The following is a 16,388-nucleotide window of genomic DNA, read 5'->3' on the forward strand; positions in this document are numbered from 1 at the left end:
TTGCTCGTGGTCGTGCTGACGGGCACCAAGTTACTCGCCGGTCAACTACAGCGCGGCGGCGACCCGTGCGGCGTACCCGTCACGCTCGGCGACGTCGTCGTAGCGGGTGCGGGGCCAGAAGAAGCCGCGCAGGCCGTCGCCCTTGGTGCGCGGCACGACGTGGCAGTGCAGGTGGGGCACCGACTGAGACACGGTGTTGTTCATCGCCACGAACGACCCCTGGGCCCCCAGCGCCTCGACCACCGCGACCGACGTGCGCTGCACCAGCGCGAAGAAGTCGTCGCGCAGCGCCGCGGGGAGATCGGGCAGCGTCTCGTGGTGCTCGGCCGGCACCACGAGCACGTGGCCCTTGAACAGCGGCCGGGTGTCGAGGAAGCCGACGAAGCGGTCGTCACGGTGGACGACCGCCGCCTCCGCCTCACCCGCGACGATCGCGCAGAACACGCACGAGCGAGGCATCAGCTCAGCTGCTCGGGCTCCACGTCGGACTTGTGGCCCTCGTCGGAGCCGACCGGGTCTCCCCCGCCGTCGGAGTGCTCGTGGCGGGCGGCCGCGGGCAGCAGCCGGATGACGACGCCCTTCGACGTGGGGCAGTTGCTGTGCTCGGCCGAGGAGTCGAGCGGGATCAGCGGGTTGGTCTCGGGGTAGTACGCCGCCGCGCAGCCGCGCGGGGTGTCGTACTCGACGATCCGGAACGACGGCGCGCACCGCTCGCTGCCGTCCTCCCACTCGCTGACCAGGTCGACCATGTCGCCGTCGTCGAAGCCCCGGTCGGCGATGTCGTCACGGTGCAGGAAGATCACCCGGCGACCGTTCTCGATGCCGCGGTAGCGGTCGGACAGGCCGTAGATCGTGGTGTTGAACTGGTCGTGGCTGCGCATGGTCTGCAGCAGCAGGCGGCCCTCGGGCACGTGCAGCACCGACAGCGGCACCTCGCTGAAGATGCCCTTGTCGGCCTTCGTCGGGAAGGTGCGGCTGTCGCGCGGCGGGTGCGGCAGCACGAAGCCGCCGGGCTGGTCGACCTTCTCGTCGTACGCCGCACAGCCCGGGACGACCTGCGCGACCGCCCGACGGATCTCGGAGTAGTCGGCGCGGTAGCGGCTCCACGGCACGACGTGGTCGGTGCCGAGGGTCGCCTCGGCGATGGAGCAGACGATGTCGACCTCGGAGCGCAGGTGCTTGCTGGTCGGCTTGAGCGGGCCCCGGGAGGCGTGCACCGCGGACATGGAGTCCTCGACCGTGACGCGCTGCTCCCGGCCGCCGGTCATGTCCCTCTCGCTGCGGCCGAGCGCCGGGAGGATGAGGGCGGTGTCGCCGCAGCGGGCGTGGGAGCGGTTGAGCTTGGTCGAGACCATGACCGTCATGTCGACGTTCTCCATGGCCGCCTCGGTGACCTCGGTGTCGGGAGCGGCGGAGACGAAGTTGCCGCCCATGCCGAGGAAGAAGCGCACCTTGCCGTCGCGCATGGCCCGGATCGAGTCGACGGTGTCGAGACCGTGCTCGCGCGGCGGCTCGATGCCGTGGTGGTCGGCCAGGGCGTCGAGGAAGTGGTCGGGGACCTTCTCCCAGATGCCCATCGTGCGGTCGCCCTGCACGTTGGAGTGGCCGCGCACGGGGCACAGGCCGGCGCCGGGCTTGCCGATGTTGCCCTGCATGAAGGCGACGTTGACGAACTCCTTGATCGTGCCGACGGAGTTGCGCTGCTGGGTGATGCCCATCGCCCAGCAGTGCACGGTGGCCTTGGACTGCACGAGCATCTCGGCGGCCTCGCGGATCTGCTCCTCGCTCAGGCCGGTGGCGCGCAGCACGAAGTCCCAGTCGAGGTCCTCGACCTGCGCGAGCCAGGCGTCGTAGCCGACGGTGTGCTCGGCGATGAAGTCGTGGTCGACCACACCCCCCTCCGCCCTGTCGCGCTCGAGCAGGACGGCGGCGATGGCACGCCACAGCGCGAGGTCGCCGTTGACCCGGACGGGCAGGTAGAGGTCGGCCAGCCCCTGGCCGACGAGCACGCCCTTGGGCGTCTGGGGGTTCTTGAACTTGAAGAGACCGGCCTCGGGCAGCGGGTTGATCGCGAGGATCTTGGCGCCGTTCTGCTTGGCGATCTCGAGGGCGCTGAGCATCCGCGGGTGGTTGGTGCCGGGGTTCTGGCCGGAGACGACGATCAGCTCGGCGACATGGATGTCGTGCAGGCTCACCGACCCCTTGCCGATGCCGATGGTCTCGGCGAGCGCCACCGAGGTCGACTCGTGGCACATGTTGGAGCAGTCGGGCATGTTGTTGGTGCCGTAGCTGCGCGAGAACAGCTGGTAGGCGTACGCCGCCTCGTTGGAGACCTTGCCCGAGGTGTAGAAGACCGCCTCGTCAGGGTCATCGAGCCCGCGCAGGTGCTCACCGATCAGGGCGAAGGCCTCGTCCCAGCCGATCGGCTCGTAGTGGGTGCCGCCGGCCCGCTTGACGACCGGGTGCACGAGCCGGCCCTGGTGGCCGAGCCAGTAGTCGGTCTTGGTGGCGAGGTCGGCGACGGAGTGCTCGGCGAAGAACTCGCGGCTGACGGTGCGGGTGACCGCCTCCTCGGCGACCGCCTTGGCGCCGTTCTCGCAGAACTCCGCGGGGTGCCGGTGGCCCGGCTCGGGGTCGGGCCACGCGCAGCCCTGGCAGTCGAAGCCGCCGACCTGGTTGAGCTTGAGCAGGCTCCTGGCCGTCTTCCAGGGCCCCATCTCCTCGATGGACCGCTTCATCGCGACCGTGACGGCGGTGGCGCCGGCCGCAGCGTGCTTGCGGCGGTGGACCTCCAGCTTGCTCTCGTCGATGTCCTCGACCGGTGCCTTGCGCAGCGACATGGCTCAGGTGTACCCCAGTGGGCCCAGCATCAGCGCGCGGCACCCTGCTCGACCACGACCTCGTCGGGCTCGGACTGCTCCCGCGCGCCGGTGCGCTCCGCTCCGGCGCCGGCGGCGACCACGAAGCCGATGCCGAGCACGGCGAGCGGCGTCGGCACCTGGCCGAGCACCGCCAGGCCGACGAGCAGCGCGAACGCCGGCTCGAGGCTCATCAGGGTGCCGAAGGCGGCCGTGGTCAGCCGGCGCAGCGCGAGCAGCTCGAGGGTGAACGGGAAGACCGGCAGCAGCAGCGCGAGGCCCAAGCCCACCAGCCACAGCTCGGGAGTCATCACGGGGAGCGTCGCGGGACCCGCGACGAGGCCCGCGACGAGGCCGGCGACGGGCATCGAGACCGACAACCCGCCGATGCCCGCCACCTGGTCGCCGACCCGCTGCGTCAGCAGGATGTACGCCGCCCAGCACCCGGCCGCGGCGAGCGCGAAGGCGACGCCGACGGGGTCGGCCGTGCCGCGCCACGGCTCGGTCAGCAGCAGCACCCCGGCCCCGGCGAGCGCCGGCCACACCCAGCGACCGCTCCCCCGGCCCCGCAGCACCGCCACCCCGAGGGGGCCCAGGAACTCCAGGGCGCTGGCCGTGCCGAGCGGCAGGCGCGCGACGGCCTGCATGAACAGCATTGTCACACCGGCGGTCACCAGCCCGAGCAGCACCGCGACCAGCAGCGACTCGCGCGTCCAGCGCACCCGCCACGGCATGCCGACGACGAGCAGCAGGAGGCCGGCCCAGGTCAGCCGCAGCCACGCCGCGCCCTCGGGGCCGAGCACGTCGATCAGCCCGACGGACACGGCGAGGCCGAGCTGGACGCTGAGCATCGAGGCGCACGCCATCGCGGCGCCGGCGCGGGCGGGACCCAGGGTGCGTGCACTCACCCGGTCAGTGGACACGCCGTCGACCGTCCGCGTCCACGTGACATCGCTTCACGTGTCGTCCACGAATGCGGGACGATGGCGGCATGGACCCCCACCGGCTGCGGCTGCTGCTCGACCTGTCCCGCCTGGGCTCGATGCGCGAGGTCGCCGAGGAGCGCCGCCTGTCGACCTCGGCGGTCTCGCAGCAGCTGGCGGCCCTCGCCCGCGAGGCGGGCACGCCGCTGCTCGAGCCCGTCGGGCGTCGGGTGCGCCTGACGCCGGCGGGCCGGCGGCTCGCCGACCACGCGGTGCGCATCCTCGCCGCCGTCGACGCCGCCCGGCTCGACCTCGACCCGGGCTCGGAACCCGTCGGCACCGTCAGGGTGGGTGGCTTCGCCACGGCCGTGCGACGTGCGCTGCTCCCGGCGCTGCCGGCACTCGCCGCCGACCACCCCGGGGTGCGGGTCGTCGTCAGCGAGTACGAGCCGCAGGAGGCGTTCGCGCTGCTGCTGCGCGACGACCTCGACCTCGCGCTGACCTACGACTACGACCTCGCCCCGGCGCTGCTGCCCGCCGACGTCGTCGCGGCCGCGCTGTGGCGCTCCCCCTGGGGCCTCGGCGTGCCGGCCACGGCCGTCGCCGCCGACCAGGAGTCGGTCGACCTGCGCGACTGGGCCACCAGCGACTGGATCCTCAACTCCCGCAACACCGCCGACGAGGAGGCCGTGCGCACCCTCGCCAACCTCGCGGGGTTCACGCCGCGCACGACCCACTTCATCGACAGCCTCGAGCTCGTCGAGAGCCTCGTGGTCGCCGGGCTGGGGGTGGGGCTGCTGCCGCTCGACCGTCGTCCGGCGGCGGGGGTGCGGGTGCTGCCGATCGCCGGCCGCGGCGTCGAGCTCACGTCGTACGCCGTGACCCGTCGCGGCCGCGAGCAGTGGTCGCCGCTGCGCACCGTGGTGGAGCGCCTGCACCGCTGAGCGGCGGGCGTGCGCGCTGGCGCTCGCGGGTACGTTGCTCGGGACGCCTGACGCCACCCCGACCCCGAACCAGCCCCGAGGAGACTCCCGTGCTGATCCGCCGTGTCCCGCTCGCCGTCGCCGCTGCCGCCGGCGCGCTCGTGCTCTCCGCCTGCGACCCGTTGGGTGGGGACGGCCCGGGCCACGGCTACTACTACACCCCCGGGGAGGGGGGCGAGGAGGCCGAGGGTGCCGCGGCCGAGGGCGGCAGCACCGAGGGGGTGAGCGTCCCGATGCTGACCGTCGACGGCACCGAGATCGGTACCGTCACCCTGGCCGAGGAGGAGGACCACGTCGTGGTCTCCGCCGAGCTCACCGGCCTGCCGCCCGGCGGCTTCCACGGCTTCCACCTGCACCAGACCGGTCAGTGCGAGCCCGAGAGCGCCGCGCCGGGCGAGCCCGGCGAGACCGGGGCGTTCCTCTCATCCGGCGGCCACGTCGCCGAGGAGGGCGAGCAGCACGGCGATCACGCCGGCGACATGCCGCCGGTGCGGGTGACCGAGACCGGTGACGCGGTGCTCGAGCTGCACCTCGACACCGTGACGATGGCCGACCTGATGGACTTCGACGGCACGGCCGTGATGCTGCACGCCGACCCCGACAACCTGGCCAACATCCCCGGGCGCTACGCCGGTGGCCCCGACGAGGAGACGCTGACCACCGGCGACGCCGGCGACCGCATCGCGTGCGGCGTCGTCGAGGCGGGCGAGTAGACCCCACCGGCACGCACGAGGGCCCCGCGACCACCAGGTCGCGGGGCCCTCGTCGTCGTGGACGGTCGGGCTAGCGGTCGACCCGGACGACGCCGAAGTCCTGGTCGAGCTCGACGGTGACGTCGTCGTCGTCGTCGCCCGTGCGGCGCTCGACCTCGACCTCGTAGACGTGGTCCTCGTCCGCGTCGGCGTAGGTCGACTCGGTGACGCGACCGCCGCCGACCTCGTCGAGCGCGGCGCGCTCGGCCTGGCGCTTGACCGAGCCCTCGAGTGGGGTGTCGTCGTCGACGCGCGGCGACGCGCTGGTGTCGTCGCTCGGCGACGGGCTGGCCGACTCGCTGCTGTCGTCGCTGCTGTCGTCGCTGCCGTCGTCGCCGCTGTCGTCGCCGGAGGCGCCGCGGCCCTGCTGCGAGAGCACGTTGTCGATCTCGCCCTGGTTGAGCACCTCGAAGTCGTCGTCGAGCTCGACGTCGACGTCGGCGCCGCTGTCGAGGCCCACCTCGACGTTGTAGGCGGCGGTCTCGTCGCCGTCGGCCTCGTCGACCTCGACCACGCGGCCCTCGCCGACCGCGGCGAGCGCGGCCTCGGAGGCCTGTTCGCGGTCGTCGTCCGAGATGCCGCCGCAGGCGGTGAGCAGGAGGCCGGAGGTGGCTGCACCGGCGAGGGACACCATGAGTCGGTTGCGCGTCATGGACCCACCGTGCCCTCGGGGAGTGAGAGTGACGTGAGCCCCGGATGAGAGGGCTCTCACGCCGTGGGGTGGTGGTCGAGCCGGCCCGCCGCGTCGCACGACGTCGCGGCCGGGGTGCCACTGACGGTGCAGTGGCTGAAGTGGGTCACCTCCGGCTCCGACGGCCCGGATCCCGTGTCCTCCAGCACCTCGTCGCGGATGGTCGTCGCCGCCACCACGCCCGCCAGTACGAGCAGTCCGACCGACATCCACACCGCGCGCTCGAAGCCCGCGGCGAAGACCACCGGGTCGGCGTACGACGCCCCCGCGAGGCCGGCGACCACCGGCACCGCCGCGACGCTGACCAGGCCGCCGGTGCGGGCGACCGCGTTGTTGACGCCCGAGGCGAGCCCCGCGTGCTCGGCGGGGGCGGCCGCGAGCGCGGTGGCGGTGAGCGGCGCCACCATGGCGGCGAGCCCGAGGCCGAAGACCAGCACGGCGGGCAGCACGTCGGCGGCGTACGACGCTCCCGGGCCGATGCGCAGCAGCAGCGCGGCCCCGAGCGCCGCCACCAGGGGTCCGACGCTCATCTGCCGCCGGGGGCCGATGCGGGCGGCCAAGGCCCCGGAGCGCGACGAGAGCAGCAGCATCACCACGGTGACCGGGAGCAGCGCGGAGCCCGCGGCGACCGGCCCGAAGCCCGCCACGACCTGCAGGTGCAGCACCAGCAGGAAGAACACGACGCCGAGCCCGCCGTAGACGAGCAGGGTCACCAGGTTGGCGGCGGTCAGCTGGCGCGAGGCGAAGACCCCGAGCGGCAGCATCGGGTGGGGCGTGCGGTGCTCGTGCAGCACGAAGCCGAGGAGCACGGCGAGGCCGACGAGCCCCGTCGCCAGCACGACGCCGTCGGCCCCGGACTCCCCCGCCCGGATCAGGGCGTAGCTCACGCCCGCGAGGCCGGCCACGGCGAGTGCCGACCCGAGCCAGTCGACGGGGCGGCCGTCGGAGCCGGTGTCGTGGGTCTCCGGCACGTGGCGCAGCGTCACGACCACCACGACGGCCGCCAGTGGCGCGTTGACGAGGAAGACCCACCGCCACGACGCGACGTCGACGAGCCAGCCGCCGAGCAGCGGCCCGATCGCGGTGGCGACGCCTCCCAGTCCCGACCACGCACCGATCGCCCGCGCCCGGTCGGAGGCGCGGAAGAGCACCTGCAGCAGGGCCAGGCTGCCCGGCGTCAGCAGGGCCCCGCCGACCCCCTGCAGCGCCCGCGCGCCCACCAGCACCTCGACCGTCGGCGCCAGCCCGCAGGCCAGCGAGGCGACGGCGAACCACACCACGCCCACCAGGAAGACCCGGCGCCGACCGAACCGGTCGCCCAGCGTGCCGCCGGTGAGGATGAACGCCGCGAGGGTCAGGGCGTACGCCGTCACTGTCCACTGCAGCGCCGTGAAGTCGGCCCCGAGGTCCTCACCGATCGTCGGCAGCGCGACGTTGACGACGGTGGCGTCGATCCCGGCCAGCGCCGAGCCGAGGATCGCCGCGAGCAGCACCCAGCGCCCCTGCGCGGTCGGGAGCCGCAGCTCGCCCGCCCGCTGGTCTTCCGTCACGGGCTCATGGGAGCACACCGGGTCGGGGCTCGCGAACACAGTGAACAGAACCTGTCCGAGCCCCCCGGCTGTGTGACGTACTGCACACGTCTCGGGCGCTCCAGCGCTCACCCCTGGAGGAGGACCACGTGCGACCCACCACCCTGATCAGCAGCCTCGTCACCAGCCTGGTCACCAGCCTGGCCGTCGGCGCCGGCCTGCTGGCCGCGTCCCCGCCCGCCGGGGCCGCCGTCGACCCGCCGCGGCCCGCGGCCTGCCCGGAGCAGGTCGCCGGCGTCGCCGACTGCTGGACCGGCCGCGACGCCGCCGGCGCCTTCTACGCCTTGGCCGTGCCGAAGGAGTGGAACGGCGACCTCGTCGTGCACGCGCACGGCGGGCCCGACCTCGACGACCCGGTCGACGCCGCCCGCAGCCTCGACGACCTCGGTCGCTGGTCGGTGATGGTGCGCGAGGGCTACGCATGGGCGGGGTCGACGTACCGGCGCGGCGGCTACGGCGCGCGGATGGCCGCCGCCGACACCCAGTCGGTACGACGTACCTTCGTCGCCCGCTTCGGCGAGCCCGGCCGCACCCTGCTGCACGGCCAGTCGTGGGGCGGTGACGTCGCGGCGAAGCTCGCCGAGACCGACGGCGACGCCTACGACGGCGTGCTGCTGACCAACGGCGTGCTCGCCGGGGGCAGCCGCGGCTACGACTACCGCGTCGACCTGCGCGCGGTCTACCAGTACTACTGCCGCAACCTGCCCCGGCCCAGCGAGCCGCAGTACCCCGTCTGGCAGGGCCTGCGACCGGGCTCGACGCTGACCAGCACCGGGCTGCGGAGCCGGCTGCAGGAGTGCACCGGCTACCAGTCCGCACCCGCCGAGCGCACCGCGCTGCAGCAGCGCAACCTCGACGACATCCTCGGTGTCACCCGCATCCCCGAGCGGACCCTCGAGTCGCACCTGCGCTTCTCGGTCTTCACCTTCCGCGACATCGTCGCCGAGCGGCTCGATGGGCGGAACCCCTTCACCAACCGCGGCGTGCGCTACACCGGCTCGCACGACGACCGCGCCCTGAACCGCGGCGTCGAGCGCTTCCGCGCCGACCCCACCGCCGCACGCGACCTCTCGTGGGACAGCGACCTCACCGGCCGCACTACGCTGCCGACGCTGACCCTGCACGCCGTCGACGACCCGACCGCCTTCGTCGAGCACGAGTCGGCCTACCGCGAGACCCGGGAGGGCGCCCGGACCGCGTCGTCGCTGGTGCAGGTCTCCACGCGCGAGTCGGAGCACAGCGCGCTCAGCGACTCCGTGTATGCCGCAGCGCTGCGGTCGCTGGCCCGGTGGAGCACCGGCGGGGCGAGGCCGACGCCCGCCGGGGTGCTGCGCACCTGCCGCGCAGCCGACGCGACGTACGGCGCGGGCTGCTTCGTCGACCCGGCGTACCGCCCCGCGTCGTACGCCAGCCGCGTCGAGCCGCGCCCCGGCGGCCGGACGTGGCCCGCGCTGACGGCGAGCGAGGAGCGCCGGTGGAGCCGGGTGCCCGGGGTCGGCATCGCCCCCTGAGGGGTACGCCTCCCGGGTGAGCGACGCCGACCTGCACTTCTACCTCGATCCCGTCTGCCCCTTCGCGTGGATGACGAGCCGCTGGGTGCGGCTGGTGCAGGCGCAGCGCGACTACGCCGTCGACTGGAGGTTCATCTCGCTGCGCCTGCTCAACGCCGACGTCGACTACGACAGTCACTTCCCACCGGAGTACGAGGCCGGCCACACCGCCGGCCTGCGGCTGCTCCGGGTGCTGCACCGCGTGCGGGAGGAGCACGGGCGCGAGGCCGTCGACCCGCTGTACGTCGCCCTGGGCGCGCGTGTCTTCGAGTCCGACCCGGTGCCGACCCCCGAGGCGGGTCAGCCCGACGTGCGCGGCACCGCCGACTTCCTCGCACCCGCGCTCGCCGAGGCCGGGCTGCCCGCCGACCTCGTCGACGCGCTCGACGACACCTCCCGCGACGCCGCGCTCCGGGCCGAGACCGACAAGGCGCTGTCGCTGACCGGCAAGGACGTCGGCACCCCCATCCTGCACGTACGCCCGCCCGTCGGCCTCGCCTTCTTCGGCCCCGTCATCTCCCGGCTTCCGAGCGAGGCGGACGCCGTCGAGCTGTGGGAGCACGTCGTCGGCCTGGCGTCCTTCCCCGGCTTCGCCGAGCTCAAGCGCAGCCTGCGCGAGCTCCCGCAGCTGCGCGGCCTCGGCGTCGACCCCGACGTCGTCGGCGTCACCGAGGACTGGCACGGCGGCAGCCGGCGGCAGAAGAAGTAGCCCGGAGAAGCAGGCCGACACGACGACAGCCGCCCCGACGTGGTCGGGGCGGCTGTCGTGAGGGCTGGTGGAGCTGGCGGGAATCGAACCCGCGTCCTAGAGCGCAGTGCCAGGTCTTCTCCGGGTGCAGTTCGTGGTGTCGCTTTTCTCGGCCCCGGCGCTCCCACGAACAGGTCGCCGACGGGCTCAGTCAGGATGGAGTCCCGACCACCCCTCCTGACAGAGAGTGGTCAGCAAGTCCTCTAGATGACGTCAGGGTCCGGGACGAGGACGGATGCCCGGTCTGACGCTTCGGTCACTGCTCAGGCAGCGAGAGCGAAGTCAGTGCGCTTGGAGTCGGCACTTGTGGTTTCCAACGGTCGTTTACGAGATGACGTTGGCTTCTCGACCCGCTTCTCCTGGGACGAACGTCCCCAGTCGAAACCAATCAGCCCCTCTTGAGTTGTACGACGCCACTGTAACGGCCCGCACCGACGACGGCATTCCCGTTGCGGGTCGGCCGCGTCGTGCGACGCTGTCCGACGTGCGCCGCTGCCCCCGCCTCCTGCTGCTCCTCGTGCTGCTCCTGGTGGGCCCGGCGCTGCCGACGGCCGCCGCGGACGACGTGACGCCGTTCCCCGTCGGCGCCGACGCCGACTACCAGCTCGGCGGGCCGCGGGCGGTGCCCGAGCGCGTCGGCATCGTGGTGCGCGACCGTGGCGAGGACCCGACGCCGCAGGCCGAGGGCCGCTTCGACGTCTGCTACGTCAACGCCTTCCAGACCCAGCCCGACGCGCGTGCCTCCTGGAAGCGGCGCTGGGACCTCGTGCTCAAGAAGGGCGGCAGGCCGGTCGTCGACTCTGCCTGGGGCGAGTGGCTGCTCGACCTGCGCACGGCGGCGAAGCGACAGCGCCTCGCCCGGATCGTCGGAGGGTGGGTCGAGGACTGCGCCGACGCGGGCTACGAGGCGGTCGAGCTCGACAACCTCGACTCCTGGACCCGCAGCAAGCGGCTGCTGACGAAGCGCCAGGCCCTCGCGTACGCCGCCCTGCTCACCGCCCGCGCCCACGAGGCCGGGCTCGCCGTCGCGCAGAAGAACGCCGCCGGGGTCGACGGCACCCGGGTCGGCTTCGACTTCGCGGTCGCCGAGGAGTGCGGTCGCTACCGCGAGTGCGCGGCGTACACCGACGTCTTCGGCGACGCCGTGGTCGCGGTGGAGTACCGCCGCGCCGACTTCGCCTGGACCTGCGCGCGCTTCGGCGACCGGCTGCCGGTGGTGCTGCGCGACCGCGACGTCACCCCCGCCGGCGTGCGGGAGTGGTGCTAGGCCTCCTCGAGCCCGAACAGCTCGGCGCCGTTGTGCCACAGCACGCGGCGCAGCCAGTCGGGGCCGAGCCCGTCGTGGCGCTCCCGCAGCGCCACGACGCCCTCGAGCTGCTCGCGGTAGGGGTAGGGGATGGTCGGGAAGTCGCTGCCGAACAGCACCCGCTCCCCCAGGTCGGCGAGCCGCACGAGCAGGTCGTCGGGGTAGTCGGAGGCGACGTCGTCGAAGAACGAGGTGAACACCATCGTGGTGTCGAGCCGCAGCGTCGCGTGCCGCTCGACGAGCGCGAGGAAGTCGGCGTACTCCGGCGCGCCCATGTGGGCGACCACGACGGGCACCCGCGGGTGCCGGCGCAGCAGCCGCTCGAGGTGCTCGGGGCCGGTCCAGGCGTTGGGCACCGGGCCGGACCCGACGTGGGTGACGACGGGCACCTGCGCCTCGGCCAGCAGCCCCCAGGTGTCGTCGAGCAGCGGGTCGTCGAGCGCGAACTCCCCCACCTGGGTGTGGATCTTGAGCGCCTGGGCGCCCTGCTCGAGCGCGTCGGCGACGTACGCCGCCACTCCCTGCTCGGGGTAGAAGGTCGCCGAGGCCAGACACTCCGGCACCCCGGCCGCGAAGTCGCGCGACCACTCGTTGAGCCACGGGGCGATGCCGGGCCGGTGGGCGTAGGGCAGCGTCGGGAAGGCCTTCACGCCGAGCTCGCGCAGCTGCTCGACCCGCTGCTCGTGGGGGTAGCGGTAGCGGATCGGCCACGGCCGCCCGATCTTGGGCCCGGCTGCGTCGAACACCGCCCACACCCGGTCCTGCAGCTGCTGCGGCAGGAAGTGGACGTGGGCGTCGACGACGCCGGGCAGCCCGAGGTCGAGCAGCAGGTCGGCGACCGGCGGCTCGTCCTCGGGCAGCGCCGTCATGGACGCACCCTCAGCCCATCCCCTTGAGGTGGCGACCGAGTGCCTCCTGCTTCTCGCGGTTGGCCTGACGCTCGGCGATCGCGTGGCGCTTGTCGTAGGACTTCTTGCCGCGCGCGAGCGCCAGCTCGACCTTGGCCTTGCCGTCCTTGAAGTAGAGCGCCGTCGGGATCAGCGTGTAGCCGCGCTCGTCGACGCGGCTCTGCAGCCGGTCGATCTCGGCGCGGTGCAGCAGCAGCTTGCGGCGGCGCCGCGGCTCGTGGTTGGTCCAGGTGCCCTCGGTGTACTCCGGGATGTGCACGCCGAGCAGGTAGGCCTCGCCGTCCTCGATCTCGGCGAACCCGTCGACCAGGGTCGCCCGGCCCGCCCGCAGCGACTTGACCTCGGTGCCCTGCAGCACGAGCCCGGCCTCGTAGGTGTCGTCGATGTGGTAGTCGTAGCGCGCCTTGCGGTTCTGCGCGACGACCTTCTGGCCTTTCTCCCGGGGCATGAGGCCAGTGTCTCAGGTGGGGTCTCGACGGGCTCGACCAGCGAAGGCCTACAGGTACTTCATCGGGTCGACCGGGGTGCCGTTCTCGAGCACCGTGAAGTGCAGGTGGCAGCCCGTCGACCAGCCCGTGCTGCCGGAGTAGCCGACGACCTGGCCGCGCGAGACCCGCTGGCCGCTGCCGACGGCGTAGCCGGAGAGGTGGTTGTAGACCACGGTGAGGTTGCGGCCGTTGACCTGCCCGACGTCGAGGTAGAGCCGGTTGCCGTAGACGTCGCTCCACCGCCGCGAGATCACGGTGCCGGACGCCACCGCGACGTTGGCGGTGCCGCAGGGGGCGCTGAAGTCGGTGCCGTCGTGCAGGCCGTAGTAGCCGTAGATGGGGTGGGTGCGGTAGCCGTACGGCGAGGTGATGCCGCCGGGCACCGGCCGGGCCAGCAGCCCGCCCGCGTCGCCCCGGAAGCCGCCCCGCTGCCGGGCCGAGCGCTGCAGGATGAGCCGCTTGATCGCCGCGGCCTGGGCCTCCGCCGCTTGGAGCGCACGCTGGTCGGCCGCCTTGACGCGTACGGCGTCCGACCGTGCGGCCCGGCTCTGCCCGACGAGCGCCTCGACCTCGCCGGCGACCTGCTGGGCCTGCGCCTCGAGCTCCTGGCGACGCTCGAGCGTGGCGGCGGCGCGCTCGCGCTCCTCCGCGACCCGCTCGGTGGCCACCTGCACGCGGGCCTCCTGCACCGTGAGGTCCTTGCGCGCCTGCGTCAGCTCGGCGAGCACGACGGTCTGGCGGTCCATCAGCGCGGTGGCGGTGTTGAGCTGGCTGGTGGCCTCGGCGGGGTCCTGCGAGGTGAGCATCACCGAGAGCCCCATCAGCTGCGGGTCGCCCTGGGCGTACATCGAGGCGGCGAGCCGGCCGATGTCACCCTGCTGCGAGCGGACCTTCTCGCGGGCCTCCGCGAGGTCGGCCCGCGCCTGCTCGAGCTCGGCCTCGACGGCGGCGAGCCGCCCGGCCATGGTGGCGTCGTAGGCGCGCGCGTCGGAGAGCTCGGAGCGGGCGGTGCCGAGCCGGTCCTCGGCACCGCTGAGCCGGTCGCGGGCCGCGTCGAGACGGCGCTCTGCCGCCGTCACGCGCTTGCTCGACTCCTGCAGCGCGCCCTCCGCGCGGTCGACCTGGCTGCGCGCCTTCTCCTCGCGGTCGCGCAGGTCGTCTGCGCCGGCGCTGGGCACGACGAGCGTGCTGGTCAGCGCCAGGACGGCGCCCGCCGCGAGCGTGCGGACCAGCAGGCCAGGGGCGGGACGAGTCACCGAGAACCTCATCGCCGCGCCCTCAGACCTTGAGGTACTTGCGGGTCATCACGAGCGTCGGCAGCAGCGTGAGCGCGAGCCCGAGGGCTGCCACCCCGCCGATCGCGGTGACCGAGTCGGACCAGTCGACCCACTCCACGATCGTCGACGACGGGCGCAGCATGCCGTAGATGACGACGTACATGAAGGTCAGCATCGCCCCGGCCGCGAGCCCCACGCCGATGAGCGCGGCGACGAGCGTCTCCATGAGGAACGGCAGCGAGATGTAGAGCCGCGACGCCCCCACCAACCGCATGATGCCGATCTCCTTGCGGCGGGCGTAGGCGGCCATGCGGATCGTGTTGCCGACCTGCATCACCGCGGCGACGAGCAGGAAGCCGGCGACCGCGATCGCGCCCCACTTCATCACCGTCATCCAGAAGTAGATCGGCTTGAGCACCTCGCGCAGGTCGCGCACGGCGGCGACCCCGGTCTGCTCGCTGAGCGCGCCCTTGATGCCCTGGAACTCCTCCGGGTCCTTCAGCTTGACCCAGTAGGACTCCTGCATGTCCTTGGCCGTCACCGTGGAGTAGATCTCGCGGTCCTGCGACTCCTTCGACAGGTAGACGTCGCGCCAGGTCTCGAACGCCTTCTCCTTGCCCTGGAAGTAGAACGACGCCACCTCGGGGCTGTCGGCGATGATGCCCTCGATCTTCGCCTTCTCGGCGGCCGTCACCTCGCCGTCGCAGGTGGCGACCTGGCTGTTGGCGTTGCACATGAAGACGGTGATCTGGAGCTTGTCGCCCCAGAACGCCTCGGCCTTCTCGGCCTGGGAGTTCAGCAGCAGGCCCATCCCGACGAGGGTGAGCGAGACGAAGATCGTCACCACGAGGGCGACCGACATGGAGACGTTGCGACGCAGACCCGTACGGGTCTCGGAGAAGACGTAGCGGAGGTGCACGACGGGGCCCTTCTAGTACGTGTGGCCGTAGACGCCGCGGAGCTCGTCGCGCACGACGCGCCCGGCGTCGAGCTCGACGACCCGCTTGCGCATCTGGTCGACGACACCGACGTCGTGGGTGGCCATGAGCACCGTGGTCCCGGTGCGGTTGATGCGGTCGAGCAGCGTGGTGATGCCGACGCTGGTCTGGGGGTCGAGGTTGCCGGTGGGCTCGTCGGCGATGAGGATCTGCGGCCGGTTGACGAATGCCCGCGCGATCGCGACGCGCTGCTGCTCGCCGCCGGAGAGCTCGTCGGGGAAGCGCATCCCCATGCCGGCCAGCCCCACCATCTCGAGGGTCTCGGGCACCAGCCGGTCGATCTGGGCCTTGGGCTTGCCGATCACCTGCAGGGCGAAGGCGACGTTCTGCGAGACCGTCTTGGTCGGCAGCAGCCGGAAGTCCTGGAAGACCGTGCCGACCCGGCGCCGGTGCTTGGGCACGCCCCAGCGCAGCCGCCCGACGTCCTTGCCGCCCACCAGGACCTGCCCGCGGGCGGCCTTCATCTCGCGCAGCACCAGCCGCAGGAAGGTGCTCTTGCCGGAACCGGACTCGCCGACGAGGAAGACGAACTCGCCCTCGTCGACGATGACGTTGACGTCGTCGAGCGCCCGGGTGGCGTGGCCCGGGTAGATCGCGGTGACGTTCTCGAATCGGATCATCGCGTGGGGTGGCCGGAGCAGGGGACGGGGAAGACGCTCAGGGGGGAAGGGTCCGGCGCCTGGTCAGCGTAGGTGCACATCTCTACGGTGACGTGCATGTCGTGTTCCTCGGCCCGTCGCCGTGTCGTGGCTACCTGCGCCGTGCCGCTGCTGCTCCTCGCCGGCGCCTGCGCGGGCGGCGGGGAGGCCGACGAGGCGGCGCCCTCCCCCACCCCGACGACCCTCGCCGAGCTCGACACCTCGGGCCGCACGGTGCCGCGGCTGGAGTTCTGCGGGCTCGTGCCCGACGAGGCGGTCGACGCGGCGCTCGCGTCCTCCCCGGAGTCGGGCGAGGCTCGCGAGCCGGGCGACGAGTCCTACCAGGAGGTCGGCTGCACGTGGACGACCGGCGACGTCACGGCCCGGGCCTGGCTCTTCGCCCAGCCGGTCACCGCGGCGGTGGCCGAGCGCGCGGTCGTCGGGGCGGGCGAGCAGCGCGGCTGCCGGGTCGACGTCGAGGCGGCGGCGACGTACGGCGAGCCCGCGGTGGTGCAGCGCTGCCGCACGGCCGACGGCCCGAGGGTCCGGTACGCCGGTCTGCTCGGCGACACCTGGCTGACGTGCGAGCTGCAGGGACCGGGCGCACCGACTCGCGCCGAGGCGTGGTGCACCTCCGTGCTCGACGCGCTGCTCGCCGAGCGGTAGGAGTCGTGCACCG

16 protein-coding genes and 1 other RNA gene are annotated in these 16,388 nt (G+C 73.1%); 6 read left to right on the forward strand and 11 right to left on the reverse strand.

The features are described from left to right. Positions 1-45 precede the first annotated feature (45 nt). The 3 genes from ACYU8I_RS08120 to ACYU8I_RS08130 are packed head-to-tail and all read right to left on the reverse strand — an operon-like array spanning position 46 to position 3,766. Complete coding sequence (locus ACYU8I_RS08120; protein ID WP_460839358.1) at positions 46-459, reverse strand: HIT family protein; 414 nt, start codon at positions 457-459, stop codon at positions 46-48. Continuing rightward, positions 459-2,840, reverse strand: coding sequence for an FdhF/YdeP family oxidoreductase (locus tag ACYU8I_RS08125; RefSeq protein ID WP_460839360.1), 2,382 nt, complete (start codon positions 2,838-2,840; stop codon positions 459-461). The genes ACYU8I_RS08120 and ACYU8I_RS08125 overlap by 1 nt, the downstream gene beginning before the upstream one ends. A gap of 29 nt (positions 2,841-2,869) precedes the next feature. Further along, a complete protein-coding gene (locus ACYU8I_RS08130; RefSeq protein WP_460839363.1) occupies positions 2,870-3,766 on the reverse strand; it encodes an EamA family transporter in 897 nt (298 codons plus the stop codon). An 83-nt stretch (positions 3,767-3,849) separates the two neighbouring features. On the opposite strand from ACYU8I_RS08130, the gene ACYU8I_RS08135 reads away from it, so the two are divergent. Next, positions 3,850-4,725 carry a LysR family transcriptional regulator gene (locus ACYU8I_RS08135; protein WP_460839365.1) on the forward strand — a complete coding sequence of 292 codons (876 nt, stop codon included), beginning with the start codon at positions 3,850-3,852 and terminating at the stop codon, positions 4,723-4,725. 89 nt (positions 4,726-4,814) lie between these two features. Beyond that, positions 4,815-5,477, forward strand: coding sequence for a superoxide dismutase family protein (locus tag ACYU8I_RS08140; RefSeq protein WP_460839367.1), 663 nt, complete (start codon positions 4,815-4,817; stop codon positions 5,475-5,477). Between the two features lie 70 nt (positions 5,478-5,547). Here the strand turns inward: ACYU8I_RS08140 and ACYU8I_RS08145 are convergent, their stop codons facing one another. Both ACYU8I_RS08145 and ACYU8I_RS08150 read right to left on the reverse strand, forming a co-directional pair. After that, positions 5,548-6,168 carry a PepSY domain-containing protein gene (locus tag ACYU8I_RS08145; RefSeq protein ID WP_460839369.1) on the reverse strand — a complete coding sequence of 207 codons (621 nt, stop codon included), beginning with the start codon at positions 6,166-6,168 and terminating at the stop codon, positions 5,548-5,550. A gap of 56 nt (positions 6,169-6,224) precedes the next feature. Then, a complete protein-coding gene (locus tag ACYU8I_RS08150) occupies positions 6,225-7,757 on the reverse strand; it encodes a DHA2 family efflux MFS transporter permease subunit (RefSeq protein ID WP_460839371.1) in 1,533 nt (510 codons plus the stop codon). A gap of 128 nt (positions 7,758-7,885) precedes the next feature. On the opposite strand from ACYU8I_RS08150, the gene ACYU8I_RS08155 reads away from it, so the two are divergent. Next, positions 7,886-9,307, forward strand: a complete 1,422-nt coding sequence (locus ACYU8I_RS08155) for an alpha/beta hydrolase (protein WP_460839373.1) — start codon at positions 7,886-7,888, stop codon at positions 9,305-9,307. 16 nt (positions 9,308-9,323) lie between these two features. Then, positions 9,324-10,055, forward strand: a complete 732-nt coding sequence (locus tag ACYU8I_RS08160) for a mycothiol-dependent nitroreductase Rv2466c family protein (protein ID WP_460839376.1) — start codon at positions 9,324-9,326, stop codon at positions 10,053-10,055. 65 nt (positions 10,056-10,120) lie between these two features. Here ACYU8I_RS08160 and ssrA read toward each other — a convergent pair. Further along, positions 10,121-10,490: a transfer-messenger RNA gene (ssrA, locus tag ACYU8I_RS08165) on the reverse strand. An 88-nt stretch (positions 10,491-10,578) separates the two neighbouring features. On the opposite strand from ssrA, the gene ACYU8I_RS08170 reads away from it, so the two are divergent. Beyond that, complete coding sequence (locus ACYU8I_RS08170) at positions 10,579-11,361, forward strand: endo alpha-1,4 polygalactosaminidase (RefSeq protein WP_460839378.1); 783 nt, start codon at positions 10,579-10,581, stop codon at positions 11,359-11,361. On the opposite strand, the gene ACYU8I_RS08175 is transcribed toward ACYU8I_RS08170, so the two are convergent. From ACYU8I_RS08175 to ACYU8I_RS08195, 5 genes are read right to left on the reverse strand one after another with little or no spacing between them, the layout of a single operon-like run. Then, positions 11,358-12,269, reverse strand: a complete 912-nt coding sequence (locus ACYU8I_RS08175; protein ID WP_460839380.1) for an amidohydrolase family protein — start codon at positions 12,267-12,269, stop codon at positions 11,358-11,360. The two genes, ACYU8I_RS08170 and ACYU8I_RS08175, sit on opposite strands and share 4 nt — an antisense overlap. A gap of 10 nt (positions 12,270-12,279) precedes the next feature. Beyond that, a complete protein-coding gene (gene smpB, locus ACYU8I_RS08180) occupies positions 12,280-12,756 on the reverse strand; it encodes an SsrA-binding protein SmpB (protein WP_460839382.1) in 477 nt (158 codons plus the stop codon). 48 nt (positions 12,757-12,804) lie between these two features. After that, entirely contained in the window at positions 12,805-14,052 is a 1,248-nt protein-coding gene (locus tag ACYU8I_RS08185; RefSeq protein ID WP_460839384.1) for a peptidoglycan DD-metalloendopeptidase family protein, read from the reverse strand. Between the two features lie 22 nt (positions 14,053-14,074). After that, positions 14,075-14,992 (reverse strand): permease-like cell division protein FtsX, encoded by a 918-nt coding sequence (gene ftsX / locus ACYU8I_RS08190; protein WP_460839386.1) that lies wholly within the window; start codon positions 14,990-14,992, stop codon positions 14,075-14,077. 12 nt (positions 14,993-15,004) lie between these two features. Beyond that, positions 15,005-15,691 (reverse strand): cell division ATP-binding protein FtsE, encoded by a 687-nt coding sequence (locus ACYU8I_RS08195; protein ID WP_460839388.1) that lies wholly within the window; start codon positions 15,689-15,691, stop codon positions 15,005-15,007. 96 nt (positions 15,692-15,787) lie between these two features. On the opposite strand from ACYU8I_RS08195, the gene ACYU8I_RS08200 reads away from it, so the two are divergent. Beyond that, on the forward strand, positions 15,788-16,375 hold the full coding sequence (locus tag ACYU8I_RS08200) for a hypothetical protein (protein ID WP_460839390.1): 588 nt from the start codon (positions 15,788-15,790) through the stop codon (positions 16,373-16,375). Positions 16,376-16,388 lie beyond the last annotated feature (13 nt).

This window comes from Nocardioides marmoraquaticus (genome assembly GCF_054777915.1).

What these genes read in the sequence shown, in the direction of transcription:
- smpB (WP_460839382.1), bottom strand. Translation starts at nt 12,756, where the DNA reads ATGCCCCGGGAGAAAGGCCAGAAGGTCGTCGCGCAGAACCGCAAGGCG.
- ACYU8I_RS08125 (WP_460839360.1), bottom strand. Translation starts at nt 2,840, where the DNA reads ATGTCGCTGCGCAAGGCACCGGTCGAGGACATCGACGAGAGCAAGCTG.
- ACYU8I_RS08145 (WP_460839369.1), bottom strand. Translation starts at nt 6,168, where the DNA reads ATGACGCGCAACCGACTCATGGTGTCCCTCGCCGGTGCAGCCACCTCC.
- ACYU8I_RS08195 (WP_460839388.1), bottom strand. Translation starts at nt 15,691, where the DNA reads ATGATCCGATTCGAGAACGTCACCGCGATCTACCCGGGCCACGCCACC.
- ACYU8I_RS08120 (WP_460839358.1), bottom strand. Translation starts at nt 459, where the DNA reads ATGCCTCGCTCGTGCGTGTTCTGCGCGATCGTCGCGGGTGAGGCGGAG.
- ACYU8I_RS08200 (WP_460839390.1), top strand. Translation starts at nt 15,788, where the DNA reads ATGTCGTGTTCCTCGGCCCGTCGCCGTGTCGTGGCTACCTGCGCCGTG.
- ACYU8I_RS08175 (WP_460839380.1), bottom strand. Translation starts at nt 12,269, where the DNA reads ATGACGGCGCTGCCCGAGGACGAGCCGCCGGTCGCCGACCTGCTGCTC.
- ACYU8I_RS08135 (WP_460839365.1), top strand. Translation starts at nt 3,850, where the DNA reads ATGGACCCCCACCGGCTGCGGCTGCTGCTCGACCTGTCCCGCCTGGGC.